The sequence below is a fragment of the Methylobacterium sp. NMS14P genome, from assembly GCF_028583545.1.
GTDB lineage: Bacteria > Pseudomonadota > Alphaproteobacteria > Rhizobiales > Beijerinckiaceae > Methylobacterium.
This window is the reverse complement of the sequence record NZ_CP087107.1, coordinates 424505-440502: the sequence shown is the minus strand read 5'-3', so window position 1 is coordinate 440502 and position 15998 is coordinate 424505. Positions and strand designations below refer to the sequence as shown.

Below are 15998 nucleotides of genomic sequence, written 5' to 3'. Positions count from 1 at the left end.
TCGCGCGCCCCGCCTGGGCATCTGGCTGCCGGACGCATCTGGCCGAGCGCCCCGCGTCCGCCCGGGCACGTGCGGCCGGCGGACGCGCCGCCGCCCGTGAACCCGAGACCCTCCGAAGCGCGCCGATCCTCGCCGTCGACCGGGCGCGACGCCCGCGGGTCGGCGGAACCTGCCAGAGGGCATCGCCCATCGACCGCACGTCCTCGGCCGTCGCCGAAGCGGGCCCGCGGACCGGGCGACGAGGGGGAACCCTTGACCGCGATGCCGAGCCATAATAGATGATAGACATAATTTTTAGGCGACCAGCTGGCGACGGGGTTACGGCCATGGATGCGCGATGGGTGATCGGGTTCGCCGGCTTGGCACTCGCGGCATGCTCGCCGGCCGAGACCGCCGTCACGCCGGAGCCGGCGCTGGTCCAGACCGTCGCGGTCGCGCCCGCCGCGGCGGCCGTCGCGCGCTACACCGGGGTCATCCGGGCCCGCACCGAGAGCAATCTCGGCTTCCGGGTCGGCGGCAAGATCTTCGAGCGCCTCGTCGACCCGGGCGACCACGTGCGCCTCGGGCAGCCCCTGATGCGGCTCGACCGGACCGACTTCACCCTGGCGCTCAACGCGGCCCGCGCCTCGGTCGAGGCGGCCCGCGCGCAGATGATCAAGGCCAGGGCCGACGAGGAGCGCAGCCGCAGGCTCGTCGGCGACGGCTGGACCTCGAAGCAGACCTACGACCAGAACAAGGCGGCCGCCGACGCCGCCATCGCCCAGTTCGCCAACGCCGAGGCCCAGGCCGGCCAGATCGCCAACCAGGCCGGCTATTCCGAGCTCCAGGCCGATGCCGACGGGGTCGTGATGGAGGTGCCGACCGAGCCCGGGCAGGTCGTCGCCGCCGGGCAGACGGTGGTGAGGCTCGCCCGCGACGGCGCCCGCGAGGCGGAGGTGTTCCTGCCGGAGGGAAGCCGGCAGCTGGCCCAGGGCGCGGCGTCGGCGACCCTCTACGCCGAGGGGGAGACCACCTACCCGGCCAAGCTCCGGGAGTTGTCGGCCACGGCCGACCCGGCGACCCGCACCTACCGCGCCCGCTACATCCTCTCGGGCGGGGGCGAGACCGCGCCCCTCGGGGCGACCGTGACGCTCCAGCTGACTCCCGTCCAGGCACAGGCGCGGGCTTCGGTGTCCGTGCCGCTCGGGGCCCTGTTCGACCAGGGCGGCGGCTCGGCCGTCTGGCGCTACGACGCCGAGACCCAGACCGTCGCGGCGCAGCCCGTCACCGTCGCGCGCCTGGCGGAGGAGAACGCCGAGATCGCCTCCGGCCTGAACCCCGGCGACCGCGTCGTCGCGCTCGGCGCCCATCTGCTCAAGGCGGGGCAGACGGTCCGGCAGGCGACCGCGAGCATGGCGGAGGCCGGCCGATGACCGCCTCCGGCTTCAACCTCTCGGCCCTGGCGGTGCGCGAGCGCGCCGTCACGCTGTTCCTCCTGCTCGCCGTCACCGCGGCCGGGATCTTCGCCTTCGAGAAGCTCGGGCGCGCCGAGGACCCGACCTTCACGGTCAAGACCATGGCGGTCTCGGCCGCCTGGCCCGGCGCGACCACCGACGAGATGCAGCGGCAGGTCGCCGACCCGCTGGAGAAGCGGCTCCAGGAGCTCGTCTACTACGACCGGGTCGAGACGACCGTCCGCCCCGGCCTGATGCTGATGAAGGTCTTCTTCAAGGACAACATGCCGCCGGCCAAGCTCCAGTCGGAGTTCTACCAGGCGCGCAAGAAGCTCTCCGACCAGGCCTCCAGCCTGCCGCGCGGCGTGCTCGGGCCGCTCTTCAACGACGAGTTCTCGGACGTCTACTTCGCCCTCTACGCGCTCCAGGCCGAAGGGCTGCCGCACCGGCATCTCGTGCTGCGCGCCGAGGACCTGCGCCAGCGGCTGCTGCGCGTGCCCGGCGTCGAGAAGATCAACATCCTCGGCGAGCAGGCGCAGAAGATCTTCGTCGAGGTCTCCTACCAGCGCCTCGCGACTCTGGGCATCACCGGCCAGCAGCTCCTGGCGGCGCTCGCCAACCAGAACGACGTGACCCCGGCCGGCTTCGTCGAGGCCGACGGCCCGCGCGTGTACCTGCGGCTCGACGGCGCCATCGACGGCCTCGACGCGATCCGCGACCTCCCGGTGGCGGCCGGCGACCGCAGCCTCAAGCTCGGCGACATCGCCGCGGTGAGGCGCGGCTACGAGGACCCGAAGGTCTTCGCGATCCGCAACGACGGCGCGCCGGCCCTGGTGCTGGGGCTCGTGATGAAGCCGGGCTTCAACGGCCTCAGCCTGGGCGAGGCGCTGAACGCCGAGGAGGTCGCGATCCATCACGAACTCCCGACCGGCATCACCTTCACGAAAATCACCGACCAGGCGAAGGTGATCGACGACGCCATCCACGAGTTCATGGTGAAGTTCTTCACCGCGCTCTCGGTGGTGATCTTCGTGAGCCTCGTGGCCCTGGGCTTCCGGGTCGGCATCGTGGTGGCGCTGGCCGTGCCGCTGACCCTCTCGGCGGTGTTCGTGGTCATGATGATCACCGGCCGCGACTTCGACCGCATCACGCTCGGCGCCCTGATCATCTCGCTGGGCCTCCTCGTCGACGACGCCATCATCGCCATCGAGATGATGGTGGTGCGCATGGAGGAAGGCGCCGACCGGGTCTCGGCGGCGACCTATGCCTGGAGCGCCACCGCCGCGCCGATGCTGACCGGCACGCTCGTCACCATCGCGGGCTTCCTGCCGGTGGGCTTCGCCGCCTCTACGGCGGGCGAGTATGCCGGCAACATCTTCTGGGTGGTGGCCTTCTCGCTGATCGTGTCGTGGATCGTGGCCGTGACTTTCACGCCCTACCTCGGCGTCAAGCTCCTCCCCGACATCAAGAAGGTCGAGGGCGGGCACGCCGCGATCTACGCCACGCGGAACTACCAGCGCCTGCGCCGGGTCGTTCGGCTCTCGGTCGATCACAAGTGGATGGCCGCCGGCATCACCGTGGCGCTGTTCGCGGCGGCCGCGGTCGGCATGGGCAAGGTCGAGAAGCAGTTCTTCCCGAACTCGGAGCGCTCCGAGCTCATCGTCGAGGTGACGCTGCCGACCGGCTCCGCCTTCGCCACCACCGAGGCGAGCGTCCGGAGGGTCGAGGCGGCCGTGCGCGCGCTCCCCGAGGCGGGCGAGATCACGAGCTATATCGGCCAGGGCATGCCGCGCTTCGTGCTCTCGTTCGACCCGGAGCTGCCGGACCCCGCCTTCGCGCAGATCGTCGTCCAGACCGCCGACGCCCACGCCCGCGACGCGCTTCGGGTCAAGGTGCGGCGGCTCGTCGACGAGGGCCTCTTCCCCGAGGCGCGGGTGCGGGTGCTGCAGATCGTGTTCGGGCCGCCGGTGCGCTTCCCCGTCGCCTTCCGGGTGGTCGGTCCCGACCTCAACGTCGTCCGGGGCATCGCCGCGGAGGTGCGCGACGTCATGATGGCCAACCCCAACATGCGCCTCGTCCACCTCGACTGGGGCGACAGGACGCCGACCCTGCACCTCGCCCTCGACCAGGAACGCCTGCGCCTGATCGGCCTGACGCCGAAGGAGGCCGGCCAGCAGCTGCAGAGCTACCTCAACGGGACGCCGGCGACCCAGGTCCGCGAGAACCTGCGCTCCGTGGACGTGCTCCTGCGCAGCCCCGGCCCCGAGCGCCGCTCGCTCGGCGACATCGGCGACCTGACGCTGGCCACGCGGGACGGGCGGCAGGTGCCGCTCTCCCAGGTCGCGCACCTGGAGAGCCGCAACGAGGACGCGGTGCTCAAGCGCTACAACCGCGAGAGCTACATCCGCGTGCAGGGCGACGTGATCGACGGCAAGCAGCCGCCGGACATCCACGCGCAGATCGTGCCCGAACTCGCGGCCATCAAGGCGAAGCTGCCGCCCGGCTACCGCATCGACACGGCCGGCTCGGTGGAGGAGAGCGAGAAGGCGATGAGGGCGCTGGTGACGGTCTTCCCGCTGATGCTGATCGTGACGCTGACGGTCATCATGCTGCAGGTGCGCTCGTTCACCACCATGGTCATGGTGTTCGCGACCGCGCCGCTCGGCCTCGTCGGGGCCGTCCCGACGCTGCTTGTCTTCCACCAGCCCTTCGGCTTCAACGCGATCCTCGGCCTGATCGCGCTGTCGGGCATCCTGATGCGCAACACGCTGATCCTGGTGGACCAGATCCACCACGACCGCGCGGCGGGCCTGTCGGACTACGAGGCCATCGTCGAGTCGACGGTGCGGCGGGCCCGACCGGTGATCCTGACGGCCGCCGCCGCGATGCTCGCCTTCGTCCCGCTCACCCACTCGGTGTTCTGGGGGGCGCTGGCCTACGTGCTGATCGGCGGCGTCGGGGTCGGGACCCTGCTGACGCTGCTGTTCCTGCCGGCCCTCTACGCCCTCTGGTTCCGGGTGAAGCGGGACGCGCGCGCGGCGCGGACCGCGTCCGGCCCCGCACCGGTGCCGGTGCCGGCCGAGCCCTGACCCGGCATCACCCCCACCGATGCCCCGCTGTCCGGGGCATCCCGCGATCGCGCGTTCGCGTCTCGGGCGCGCGGTGCATCGACCGGCCCGCGCTTCGCCCCCTCGCGCGGGCCGGTCGACAGCCCTGACCGGCGGCCGCGGCGCGACCGCGACGCCGCCATCCGCCGGGTCTCGAGCATCCGCGGGTCGCCCTCCCTTCAATAAATGACATCTCGCATCTATGTGAGAGAGCGGTGCGGAGGACGGTACGATGCCAAGGGTCTCGCAGGAGCAAGCCAAGCTGAACCGCCAGCGCGTGGTCGAGGTCGCATCGGCCCTGTTCCGGGAGCGCGGCCTGCACGGGATCGGCGTCGTCGACATCATGGCGGCCGCCGGCCTGACCCATGGCGGCTTCTACGGTCAGTTCGCCAACAAGGACGCCCTCGCCGCGGAGGCGTTCGACGCCGCGATCGGCGCCGAGTACCGCGCGAACCTCGACGCCTTCATCGAGAACTATCTCTCCCTCGGGCACGTCCGGACGCCGGGGAGAGGCTGCCCCGTGGCGGCGCTGGTGAACGACGTCGGGCGCGAGCCGCCCGGAAGCGCCCTGCGGTCGCGGTTCACGCAGGGGGTCAAGGGGCTCGCCGGCCTCATCGCGGACAGGCTGCCCAGAGCTTCGAAGGAGCGCCGCAGGCAGCGCTCCCTGATCGCGCTATCGACCATGGTGGGGGCGGTGGTGCTGGCGCGGGGCGTCGACGACGAGGCCCTGGCCAGTGAGTTGCTCGAGGCGGCGCGCTCCGCGATCCCGGTCTGAGTCGATCCAAGGCGGCGCCTGGCCCGGGCTGCCGCACCGTCGGGGCGGCGCATCGCGCATCGCGCGTCGCCCGGCGAGCCGGACGCGCCGCACCCCGCGCTTTTAGATTGCGACCCGCATCCATATAGATTACGGTCAACATTGAAAATTGGATCGCGGACCCGACGCGGCCCGCCTGGGTCGCCCGCGAGGCCGCGCCTCCGTCGCCCGCCCCCGATTCCAGAAGGTTCACCGATGACCGGCGACGCGGCTTCGAGATCGCCCGAGCCTTCGCGGCGGAGGATCGTCGAATGGGCGGATCCCCGCTCCATCGCCGCGGCGGGACAAGCCCTCGCGGGGATCGACTTCCTGCGCGCGCTCATCGCGGGGGAGATCCCGCCGCCGCCCGCGATCCAGCTGCTCGGCATCGAATTCGTGTCGGTCGATCCCGGCACGGCCCGGATGTGCATGCCGGCCGCGGAGTACCTCTTCAACCCGCTGGGCTCCGTCCACGGCGGCTCCCTCGCCACGCTGCTCGACAGCGTCATGGGCTGTGCCGTGCACGCGACCTTGCCGGTCGGTCGCGGTTACACGACGCTGGAGTTCAAGCTGAATTTCCTGCGGGCCGCCACCGAGAGGTCCGGCCTGCTGACCGCGGTCGGGCAGGTCGTCCACGCCGGTCGGCAGCAGGCCGTGGCCGAGGGCCGCCTCAGCGACGAGTCCGGCCGCCTCGTCGCGACCGCGAGCACGACCTGCCTCCTGTTCGATCTGCCCGGAGCGCGGACGCCGGCCGCCGGCTGACCGCGCAGGCCGTCGCCGCCCGGGTGCCTGCACCGCACCGAAAGTCGGTCTCGAGCCCTATCGCCATCGCGGGCGCTCGGCCGCGATCCGTGAGACTGTGAGGTCCCCGCCATGGACATCCGCACGCGCCGCCTGCTCGAAGCGCCTCTCGTGCCGACCCTGGCCCGAATGGCCGTGCCGAACGTCGTGGTCATGGTCGTCCAGACCTCCATCGGCCTGATCGAGACGTACTTCGTCGCGGAACTCGGAACCGATGCCTTGGCCGGCATGGCCCTCGTCTTCCCGGTGGTGATGCTCGTCCAGATGCTGTCCGCCGGCGGCATGGGCGGCGGCATCCAGTCGGCGGTCTCGCGCACCCTGGGCGCGGGCCGGCGGGCGGAGGCAGATCTCCTCGCCTGGCACGCCGCCGCGATCGGCCTCGGGCTGGGTGCCGTCACCAGCCTCCTCGCCCTCCCCCTGGGCCCGAGGCTGTACGCCGCCATGGGCGGCACCGGGGGCTCGCTCGGGGCCGCGACCGCCTACGCGGGCGTCGTGTTCGGCGCGGCGATCCTGATCTGGCTGTTCAACGCGCTGGCGGCGGTGATCCGCGGGACCGGCAACATGGCGCTCCCGGCCGGCGTCACCTGCGCCGGGGCCGCCGTGCTGATCCCGCTCTCGCCCGCGCTGATCTTCGGCTGGGGCCCGCTCCCCAGGCTCGGGGTCGTGGGCGGCGGCGTCGCCTTCGCGGGCTACTACGCCGTGGGCTCCGCCGTCTTCGCCGCCTACATCTGGTCCGGCCGCGGCGTCCTGCGCCCGAGCCGGCGTCCCCCGATTCTGACCTGGGCACCGTCCCGTGAGATCCTGCGCATCGGCCTTCTGTCGGGCATCGCCAGCGTGACCTCGAACGTCACAGTCATCGCGGCGACCGGCTTCGTCGGGACGGCGGGGCCGGCGGCGGTGGCCGGATACGGCACCGGCGCGCGGCTGGAGTACCTGCTGGTCCCGCTCGTGTTCGGGCTCGGCTCGCCCATCGCGGCGCTCGTCGGGACGGCCCTCGGCGCCGGCATGGAAGCCCGCGCCCGCCGGGCCGCGCTGACCGGCGCCCTCGTGGCCGGCGGCCTGACGGAGGCCATCGGCCTCGCGGCGGCCGCGTATCCCGAGACCTGGCTGAGCCTGTTCGGGGGCGACGCGGCCATGATGGCCACCGGCTCATCGTATCTCCGGATCGCCGGGCCCTTCTACGGGTTCTTCGGGGCCGGCCTCGCCCTCTACTTCGCCGCCCAGGGCGCCGGCCGCGTCGGCTGGCCGCTCACCGCCAGCCTGCTCCGGCTGGGGGTGGCGCTGGGCGGCGCCTGGATCGCGGCCGTGCTCGGGCTCGGCTTGGCCGGGATGTTCGCCGCCCTCTCGGCCGGCTTCGTCACCATGGGCCTCGTCAATGCCACCGCCTTCGCCACGGGACGGATGATCCGAACCAAGGCCGCGCCCGAGATGGCCGCGGTGCCCGGAGCCGTCGCGGCGGCTGGAAGCCTCGCCCGGCGGGCCGCGATGCCCGGACCGGAGCCGATGGGCACGCGCGACGCGACGCGTCGTGACGCCCCGGCACCGTCGGGGCGATGACGAACGCGGTCTGCCTGCCGGGTCGCGGGGCCGGCGGGCGCGTCCCGGATGGCGGAGCCGGTCTCTGACGCGCCCGGACAGGACGGCCCGGGACGTCAGCCCTCGGCCTTGGCGAGGAAGTCGAAGTCGCAGCCCTCCGGGGCCTGCGTGACGCTGCGCCGGTAGAGCGCCTTGTAGCCCCGGGCCGGGGCCGGCGGCGGCCGGTGGTCGGCGAGCCGGCGGGCGATCTCGTCCTCCGCGACCAGGAGATCGACGCGCTTGTCCTGGATCGACAGGCGGATGCGGTCGCCGTCGCGCACCGCCGCCAGCGGCCCGCCGAGAGCGGCCTCGGGCGCCACGTGCAGGACGATCGACCCGAAGGCCGTGCCCGACATCCGCGCGTCGGAGATGCGCACCATGTCCTTCACCCCCGCCTGCGCCAGCTTCTTGGGGATGGGCAGGTAGCCCGCCTCCGGCATGCCGGCCGCGTGCGGGCCGGCGTTCTGCAGGACGAGGATGTCGCCGGGCGCCACGTCGAGATCGGGGTCGTCGACGCGCGCCGACAGGTCCTCCAGGCCGGTGAACACCACCGCCCGGCCCTCCGACTCGAACAGGTCGGGCGTCGCCGCCGCGCGCTTGAAGATCGCCCCGTCGGGCGCGAGGCTGCCGGACAGAGCCACGAGGCCGCCGACCGGCGACACGGGATCCTCCGCGGTGCGGATAATCGCGCGGTCGACCCAGCCGGCCGGCTCGTCCAGGCGCTCGGCGAGCGTCCGGCCCTCCACGTCCACGGTGTCGAGGTGGAGGAGCGGGCGCAGCTCGCGCAGGAGCGCGCCCATGCCGCCGGCGGCGTGGAAATCCTCCATGTAGCCCTGGCCCACGGGCTTCAGGTCGATCAGCACCGGTGTCTCGTCGGAGATCTGATTGAAGCGCTCGGGCGAGATCCGGATGCCGAGCCGCCCCGCGATGGCGGTGAGGTGCACGATGGCGTTGGTCGAGCCCGACACCGCCATCAGCACGCGGATCGCGTTCTCGACCGACTTCTGGGTGATCACCCGGGAGGGCCGGATCTTCGACTGGATCAGCCGCACCGCCGCGCGGCCGGTCTCCTCGGCGGCCACCAGCCGGTCGGAATGCACCGCCGGGATCGCCGCGGTGCCCGGCAGCGACATGCCGAGCGCCTCGGCGATGCACGCCATGGTCGAGGCCGTACCCATCACCGCGCAGGTGCCGGCCGTGACGGAGAGCCGGCCCTCGACCTCGGCAATCTCCTCGGCGTCGACGGTGCCGGCCCGGTACTTGGCCCAGAAACCCCGGCAATCCGTGCAGGCGCCGAGCCGCTGGCCCCTGTGGCGGCCGGTCGACATCGGGCCGGTGACGAGCTGGATCGCCGGCAGGTCGGCGGAGGCCGCGCCCATGAGCTGGGCCGGCACGGTCTTGTCGCAGCCGCCGATCAGCACCACCGCGTCCATCGGCTGGGCGCCGATCATCTCCTCGGTGTCCATGGCCATGAGGTTGCGGTACATCATGCTGGTCGGGTTGAGGAAAACCTCGCCGAGTGACACGGTCGGGAACGGCCGCGGCAGGGCCCCGGCCGCCAGCACGCCGCGGGAGACCGCCTCCACCAGCTCGGGCATGCCCCGGTGGCAGTTGTTGAAGCCCGACGGCGTCATGGCGATGCCGACCACCGGCTTGTTCAGGAGGCCGACCGAGATGCCCATGGAGCGCGCGAAGGAGCGGCGCAGGTAGCGGGCGAAGTCGCGGTCGCCGTAATTGGTCAGGCCGCGGTCGAGGCCGTGCGGTTCGTCGGTCATGGTCGTCTCCTCGCGAGGGCGGCCCGGGTCAACGCGGCCGTCCGGTCTGTCTCAGCGGTCGCCGGGCTCCCGGCGCCTGACGCGCGTCGAGCCGGTCCTCGAGCGCGCGGTTCATCCCGCCCCTGTCCTTCTCGCCGCGATTCCGGCGGCGCGCCGCCCGATAGGTTGCGACCGCAGGTGGCTCTGGCACCGGCACCGGGATGCGGAGAGGCATGGCCCAGTTCGGCGGCGCTGACGAGGTCCGCGCAAGGCATGGCCCATCGGATAGTCGTCCGAGAAGGGGCCGCGCGGGATCCGGCGTACGAAAGACGCCGCGGCGTCACCGCGTCCGATGCCGGAATCGGCGACGCCGCCGATCCGGGTCTGGCGCGAGCCGGTGACCGGCAGCGCCCGCGTCCCGCCCGATCCGTCCGGTGTTGCATCCGTAGCGGGACGGAGATCGCTCGGGCCGCGGGCGGCCTGTAAGATCGTCCTGGCGTCGGCTGGCCCGGCGCTTCCGCGGCAACCGGACACCGGGTCACGTCATGGATTTGCGCAGAGCGGCGGTCAGGCTCGCCCGTCAGGTGCGTGACGCCGCCCGCGGCCGGCCGGACACCGCGTCGCCGCGCGGTTCGACCGGTCGCGCGCGGACCGGGCCGTCGCGCAGATCGCTCGGCGCCCTGATCATCCTCGCGACGGCCTCGGTCTGGCTGGCTGTCGCCGTCGTGCCCAACCTCCTCGGAAACGGCGGAGCCCTGTGGGCGATCGTGCACGGCGCGTGCGTCCCCCATGAGAGGCGCGGACAGGGCCCCGCCCCCTGCAGCCTGGTCGACCTAGAGGGCGGGGTCGAGAAGGGCTACGCCATCCTCAAGGACCTCCGCGGGCGGGCGCAGTTTCTCCTGATCCCGACGGCGCGCATCACCGGCATCGAGAGCCCCGTGCTCCTTCAACCCGGGACGACGAACTACTTCGCCAAGGCGTGGCGCGCGCGAACCTTCGTCGAGGACCGCCTCGGCCATCCGCTCGACCGGCGCGACGTCAGCCTCGCGGTGAACGCGCGGCTGCGGCGGAGTCAGGGGCAGCTGCACATCCACATCGACTGCGTCCGCCGGGATGTCCGCGACGCTCTCCGCCGCCTCGCGCCCGCGATCGGCGATCGGTGGGCGCCGCTGGCCGAACCGCTGGTCGGTCGTCCGTTCAGGGCGATGCGCGTGCTCGGGGACGATCTGGACGCCGCGGACCCGTTCGACCTGCTGGCGCGCGACGGCGGGGCCCGCGCCGCCATGGGCGAGCACTCGCTGGCTGTCGTGGGGGCCGAGTTCCCGGGCGGAAAGCCGGGCTTCGTGCTCCTGGACGGTTTGGTGACCAGCCGTTTCGGCAAGGCGGCCAACGGCGAGATCCTGCAGGACCACACCTGCGGTCTTGCGGCCGAGCCCCCGTCGGCCGGGCTTCGACCTCTGGAATTCTGATGCGGGCCGACCCGGCTCTCGGTTGCGCGGAGCCCGGCCGGAGCCCGATCGTCGCGCGGGCGGCCGCTCGGGCTCGCGCGGCGGTCGCGCGGCGGTCGCGCGCGCTCTACCGCTTGTACTCTGGGGAGAGATGATCGAGCGGGTTGGTGCGCGCGTCCTTCGTCCGGCCCGTCTCGGCACCGGGGCTCCCGCCCTGCATCACGTCCGTCGACGACGAGATGGCGCTCGGCGGTGCGACGGGGCCGGTCGACCGGTCGGCGGGGGCAGCGCCGCCCTTCGTCGTGCTGACGCTTGGGGGCAGCGTGGCCGCAGTCGGCTGATCGATCCGGCTCGCCGCCGATTGGGCGAGGACCGGTCCGGACACCAGGATCAGCGCGCAGGCTCCCACGGCCGCGCGAACCGCGGAAGCTCGGGCGGTTCCGCCGGAGCGCGCGCATGTCGATACCATCGATCCATCCATCCTTGAGAGCCGGTCGGTCTGCGTCCGGTGACCCAATGGATCGGCGCGCGGGCAGTTCCGCTGGCCTCAGCGCAGCGTCAGCGCCTCCACGGCGGCCTTCTCCGAGGGCACCCCGAGCGCGGCGCCCGCGTGCTCCGTGACCAGGATCGAGGCGCGCGTGGCCGGGGCGGCGAACCGCTCCGGGGCCATGCTGCGCAGCGCCGCCAGGACCTTCTGCAACCGCACGCCGACCTGAACGATCCCCCCGCCCTCGCGGGCCAGCGGATGGAAGAAATCCGCGATCAGGTCGTCCGTCGACAGGGCCGGGACACGGATGCGCGGATGCTCGGGTTCGGGCGGTGGCCGGTCCGGATCCGGGACCCACTCCGAGAGCACGCGCAGACCGGCGCCGATCACCGCGATGGCCGTCCCGTAATCGGCGGCCGTCGGCGGGAGCGCCTTCGAGCCGATCTCCGCCAGGACCGACAGGCCGAAGCGCGGATCCTGCTCCCAGGCGCGGTCGTCGGCGATCAGGAAGGCCCGGCGGATCGCCGCCAGGGCGGCGGCCTCCATGTCGGGATCGACGAAGGCGAGGGGCGTGGCCGTGTGGACGAAGGCGCCCGGCAGCGCGGCCACGTCCAGCATCACGTCGCGCCCGCCGAGCGCCCGCGTCAGCACCGCTAGGTCGACGTGCTGGATGTAGCCGATCCGATCCGCGAGAACCGGCCGCGCGTGGCGGTGCGCCGGGTCCGGCGGCACGCCGCCGAGATGGGGCCGGTCGCGCCGGCCGCGCAGGGCCCGGGCGGCCGCGTGCTCGACCAGCCGGATCGTCTCGCCGACCCGGCCGAAACGGGTGAGCTGCTGCATCCAGCGCAGGAGGGTGACGACGATCAGGCCGATGACGACCACCGTCGCGCCCAGCAGCACGAGGCGCCCGCCCGGCCCGTAGAGGCGGGTCGACAGGGCGATGATCCCCACCACCGAGAACATGAACGCGCCGAGGAACGTGGCGAGCGCGTCGTGCGCCCGCCGGTCCTCGCTCCACAGGGTCGTGGCGCGCGGCGTCACGCCCGACGACGCGGAACCGAGGGCGTTGACCAGCACGGTCAGCGAGAAGGTCGTCACCGTCAGCATCGAGGAGGCGAGGATGCTCAGGACGTTGCCGACGGCGTCGGCGCCGACGCTCAGGGCGAAATCCTCCTCCACGTGGAACTGGAAGCGCCACGCGAGCAGGGCCGTCAGGACACCGCCGACGCAGTAGAGCGCCGCGCGGACCCAGGCCTGACGGAGGGTTCGGGACAGGATCAGCCGCCAGCGCGGCAGGACGGTCGTCACGCTCTCGATGGCTCCCGTTCGCCGCCGGGTGCGGGACCGGCGGCGCGACCGTCTCGGCGACGGACCAAAGTGGCTACTCGGCCGGCTGCGCCGCGCCGTCCGGCCCGGACTGCGCCCTGGCGGCCGCGTCGCCCCGCCCGAGCAGCCGCTCGAAGGCGACGTAGAAGGTCGGCGTGATGAACAGGGTGATGAAGGTCGCGACGACGAGGCCGCCGATCACCACCGTCCCCATCGAGACGCGGGCATGCGCCCCGGCGCCGCTCGCGATGGCGAGCGGGATCGAGCCGGTGATGAACGCGAAGGAGGTCATGAGGATCGGGCGCATGCGCAGGCGCGCCGCGTCCTGCGCCGCCTTCAGCACGTCCTCGCCCTGCCGGCGCAAGTCCTCCGCGAAGGACACGAGCAGGATCGAGTTCTTGGCGGCCAGACCGACGAGCAGCAGCAGCCCGATCTGGCCGAAGATGTCGAGCTCGAGCCCGCGCACGGCCAGGAAGCCGACCGCGCCGAAGATCGCGATCGGCGTCGCCAGCAGGATCACGAAGGGCAGGCGCAGCGACTCGTACTGCCCGGCGAGCAGCAGGAAGATCATCAGCACGCCGAGGCCGAAGATCAGCGGCGCGTAGCCGCCCGCGACCTTCTCCTGGTAGGCGACGTCGGTCCATTCCACGGCGTAGTCCGAGGGCAGCCGGCGCTTGGCCAGCGCCTCGACCTCCTTGAGCACCGTGCCGGAACTCGCGGTCGGGGCCACCTCGATCGCCACCTCGATGGCCGGGTAGGTGTTGTAGGACAGGACCGCGGTGGGGCCGGTGGTGAATTCCGCCCGCACCAGGGAGCCGATCCGCACGGGCTCGCCCCGGCTGTTGAGGACCGGCAGCGCCTGCAGATCCTGGATTGTGCGCCGGCCCGTGGCCTCGCTCTGCACGTAGACCTGGTAGACGAAGCCGAAGCGGTTGAAGAGGTTGACGAAGCTCGACCCGACGTAGGTCCCGAGCGCGTCGAACAGGTTCTGGAGGGGCACGCCGAGCTGCTCGGCCTTGGCCCGGTCGATCTCCAGGCGGATCTGCGGCACCCCGTAGCTCGTCGTCGGCAGCGCCTGGGCGACGTTGGGGCTCTTCTCCATCTCGTCGATGAAGCGCTGGGCCGCCTCGGCGAGCTTGATGCCGCCGGCACCGCTGCGGTCCTGGATCTCGAGCGTCAGGCCGCTGCGGGTGCCGAGCCCCGGCAGCGGCGACGGGTTGACCACCCGCACCTTCCCGTCCGGATCGTGCCGGAATTCCTTCTGCACGCGGGCGATGATGGCGTCGGCCGAGGCCGACCGCTCGCCCCAGGGCTTCAGGACCGGGATCTGGAACCCGTAGAACGGCGCCACCGCGTCGGCGAGGATGCTGCGGCCGACGACGCCGATCGTGTGATCGACCTCCGGCATGTCCCGCAGGCTCCCGCCGAGCCGCTCGACCATCCGGTCGGTGCGCGCCACCGAGGCGCCCTTGGGCAGGGCGACGTCGGCGAAGAAGTAGCCCTGGTCCTCGTTCGGGACGAAGCCGGTCGGGCGCTGCATCACGAGGAGCACGGTGAGCGCCGCGAAGGCCGCGAAGGCGAGGCCGACGAGGGCGAGGTGGCGGCTGAGCCGGCCGATCATCGCGGTGAGGAGGCCCGCGGCCCGCTCCAGCGCCCGGTTGAACCAGCGCAGCGGCGCCCTCCACCGGCTCTGGCCCGCCTGCGCACCCTCCGGCCGGTGCTTCAGGATCAGGCCGCAGAGCGCCGGCGTCAGGGTCAGCGAGACCACGGCCGAGATCATCACCGAGATCGCGATGGTCAGGGCGAACTGGTTGTAGAGCTGGCCGGTCAGGCCCGGGATGAAGGCCACCGGCACGAACAGGGCGGCCAGCACCAGGGTGGTGGCGATCACCGGGCCGGCGACCTCGTTCACCGCCTCCCGGGCGGCCGGGCGCGGCTCCATCCCCTCGTCCATGAGGCGCTCGGTGTTCTCGACCACGATGATCGCGTCGTCGACCACGAGGCCCACCGCCAGGACCAGGCCGAGCAGGCTCAGGGTGTTGAACGAGAAGCCGAGCAGCGCCATCGGCCCGAACGTCCCGACCAGCGCCACCGGCACGGCGATCGAGGGGATCAGCGTCGCCCGCCAGTTCTGCAGGAACAGGTAGGTGACCACCACGACGAGGATCAGCGCCTCGAACAGGGTGTGCACCACCTCGCGGATCGCCTCGCGGACGAACTCGGTGCGGTCGAGGGCGATCTTGTACTTGAGGCCCGGCGGGAACCGCCGCGCGATCTCCTCCATCGTGGCCTTCACCCCGTCCATGACGCGGACGGCGTTGGCGCCCGGCGTCTGGTAGAGGCCGAGGGTCGCCGAAGGTTTGCCGTCGAAGCTGGAGCGCACGCCGTACTGCTCCGAACCCAGCTCCACCCGCGCCACGTCGCGCACCCGCACCACGGAGCCGTCGGGATTGGCCCGCAGCAGGATGTTGGCGAATTCCTGGGGCTGGCTGAGCCGGCCCTGCGTGACGACCTGCAGCTCGAAGGCAGTGGGCTTGCCGTCGGTCGGCGGCTTGCCGAGGGATCCGGTGGTGATCTGCTCGTTCTGCTGGCTCACCGCGCGGATCACCGCGTCCGGGCTGATCGCCAGCGCCTCCATCTTCACCGGGTCGAGCCACAGGCGCATGGCGTAGCGCTTCTGGGAGAAGTTCTGGATCCGGCCCATGCCGTCGACCCGGCGGAGCGGCTTGATCACCTGGGTCTCGGCCCAGTTGGCCAGGAACAGCTCGTCGTAGGGCGCGCCCGGATCGGCGTAGAGCACGATGTTGCCGAGCCGCTGGCGGGAGCTCTTCTGGATCTCCAGCCCCTGCGCGCGCACCGAGGCCGGCAGCTTCGCCTCGGCCCGGTTGGCGCGGGTCAGGACCTCGGCGGCGGCGGCATCGAGGTCGGAGCCGATCTCGAAGGTGGCGTCGAGATTGACGCTCCCGTCGGTGTTGCTGGTCGAGGCGATGTAGAGCAGGTGCTGGGCGCCGTTGATCTCCTGCTCCAGGGGCGTCGTGACCGCGTCGTAGGCCTGCTGCGCGCTGGCGCCGGGATAGGTCGCCTGGATGTTGATGATCGGCGGCGCGATCTCGGGGAACTGGGCGATCGGCAGGGTCAGGCCGGCGACCGCACCGATCAGGGTGATCAGAACCGAGATGACGGCCGCCAGGACCGGCCGGTCGACGAAGCGGGCGAACAATCGGACCTCGACGGTAATCGGTGGCCGCGAGGACCGCGGGCGTGCAACGCGAAC

Annotated in this window: 10 protein-coding genes; 7 read left to right on the top strand and 3 right to left on the bottom strand. The window is 72.4% G+C overall.

Translation table 11 applies throughout. The annotated features are described in order from the left end of the window. The first annotated feature begins 326 nt into the window (after nt 1–326). The 5 genes from LOK46_RS31845 (at nt 327) to LOK46_RS31825 (ending at nt 7691) form a co-directional block, all read left to right on the top strand. Nucleotides 327–1412, top strand: a complete 1086-nt coding sequence (locus LOK46_RS31845) for an efflux RND transporter periplasmic adaptor subunit (protein ID WP_273564883.1) — start codon at nt 327–329, stop codon at nt 1410–1412. Continuing rightward, nucleotides 1409–4522 (top strand): efflux RND transporter permease subunit, encoded by a 3114-nt coding sequence (locus LOK46_RS31840; RefSeq protein WP_273564882.1) that lies wholly within the window; start codon nt 1409–1411, stop codon nt 4520–4522. The genes LOK46_RS31845 and LOK46_RS31840 overlap by 4 nt, the downstream gene beginning before the upstream one ends. A gap of 250 nt (nt 4523–4772) precedes the next feature. Then, the gene (locus LOK46_RS31835; RefSeq protein WP_273564881.1) at nt 4773–5315 is read left to right on the top strand and encodes a TetR family transcriptional regulator; all 543 of its coding nucleotides are present in this window, start codon (nt 4773–4775) and stop codon (nt 5313–5315) included. Nucleotides 5316–5549: 234 nt separating this feature from the next. After that, entirely contained in the window at nt 5550–6095 is a 546-nt protein-coding gene (locus tag LOK46_RS31830) for a PaaI family thioesterase (protein WP_273564880.1), read from the top strand. A 111-nt stretch (nt 6096–6206) separates the two neighbouring features. After that, nucleotides 6207–7691 (top strand): MATE family efflux transporter, encoded by a 1485-nt coding sequence (locus tag LOK46_RS31825; RefSeq protein WP_273564879.1) that lies wholly within the window; start codon nt 6207–6209, stop codon nt 7689–7691. Between the two features lie 95 nt (nt 7692–7786). Here LOK46_RS31825 and LOK46_RS31820 read toward each other — a convergent pair whose 3' ends face one another. Further along, nucleotides 7787–9484: a dihydroxy-acid dehydratase gene (locus LOK46_RS31820; RefSeq protein ID WP_273564878.1), complete on the bottom strand. Its 1698-nt coding sequence runs from the start codon at nt 9482–9484 to the stop codon at nt 7787–7789. Nucleotides 9485–10008: 524 nt separating this feature from the next. Here LOK46_RS31820 and LOK46_RS31815 point away from each other — a divergent pair. Then, nucleotides 10009–10932 carry a CDP-diacylglycerol diphosphatase gene (locus tag LOK46_RS31815; RefSeq protein ID WP_273564877.1) on the top strand — a complete coding sequence of 308 codons (924 nt, stop codon included), beginning with the start codon at nt 10009–10011 and terminating at the stop codon, nt 10930–10932. Nucleotides 10933–11078: 146 nt separating this feature from the next. Further along, nucleotides 11079–11252, top strand: coding sequence for a hypothetical protein (locus LOK46_RS31810; RefSeq protein WP_273564876.1), 174 nt, complete (start codon nt 11079–11081; stop codon nt 11250–11252). A 206-nt stretch (nt 11253–11458) separates the two neighbouring features. Here LOK46_RS31810 and LOK46_RS31805 read toward each other — a convergent pair whose 3' ends face one another. Together LOK46_RS31805 and LOK46_RS31800 are read right to left on the bottom strand one after the other, a co-directional pair. After that, nucleotides 11459–12706 (bottom strand): DUF2254 domain-containing protein, encoded by a 1248-nt coding sequence (locus LOK46_RS31805; protein ID WP_273564875.1) that lies wholly within the window; start codon nt 12704–12706, stop codon nt 11459–11461. A 73-nt stretch (nt 12707–12779) separates the two neighbouring features. Further along, on the bottom strand, nt 12780–15944 hold the full coding sequence (locus LOK46_RS31800) for an efflux RND transporter permease subunit (RefSeq protein ID WP_273564874.1): 3165 nt from the start codon (nt 15942–15944) through the stop codon (nt 12780–12782). Between the last annotated feature and the right edge of the window lie 54 nt (nt 15945–15998).

What these genes read in the sequence shown, in the direction of transcription:
- LOK46_RS31825 (WP_273564879.1), top strand. Translation starts at nt 6,207, where the DNA reads ATGGACATCCGCACGCGCCGCCTGCTCGAAGCGCCTCTCGTGCCGACC.
- LOK46_RS31820 (WP_273564878.1), bottom strand. Translation starts at nt 9,484, where the DNA reads ATGACCGACGAACCGCACGGCCTCGACCGCGGCCTGACCAATTACGGC.
- LOK46_RS31830 (WP_273564880.1), top strand. Translation starts at nt 5,550, where the DNA reads ATGACCGGCGACGCGGCTTCGAGATCGCCCGAGCCTTCGCGGCGGAGG.
- LOK46_RS31840 (WP_273564882.1), top strand. Translation starts at nt 1,409, where the DNA reads ATGACCGCCTCCGGCTTCAACCTCTCGGCCCTGGCGGTGCGCGAGCGC.
- LOK46_RS31845 (WP_273564883.1), top strand. Translation starts at nt 327, where the DNA reads ATGGATGCGCGATGGGTGATCGGGTTCGCCGGCTTGGCACTCGCGGCA.
- LOK46_RS31815 (WP_273564877.1), top strand. Translation starts at nt 10,009, where the DNA reads ATGGATTTGCGCAGAGCGGCGGTCAGGCTCGCCCGTCAGGTGCGTGAC.
- LOK46_RS31835 (WP_273564881.1), top strand. Translation starts at nt 4,773, where the DNA reads ATGCCAAGGGTCTCGCAGGAGCAAGCCAAGCTGAACCGCCAGCGCGTG.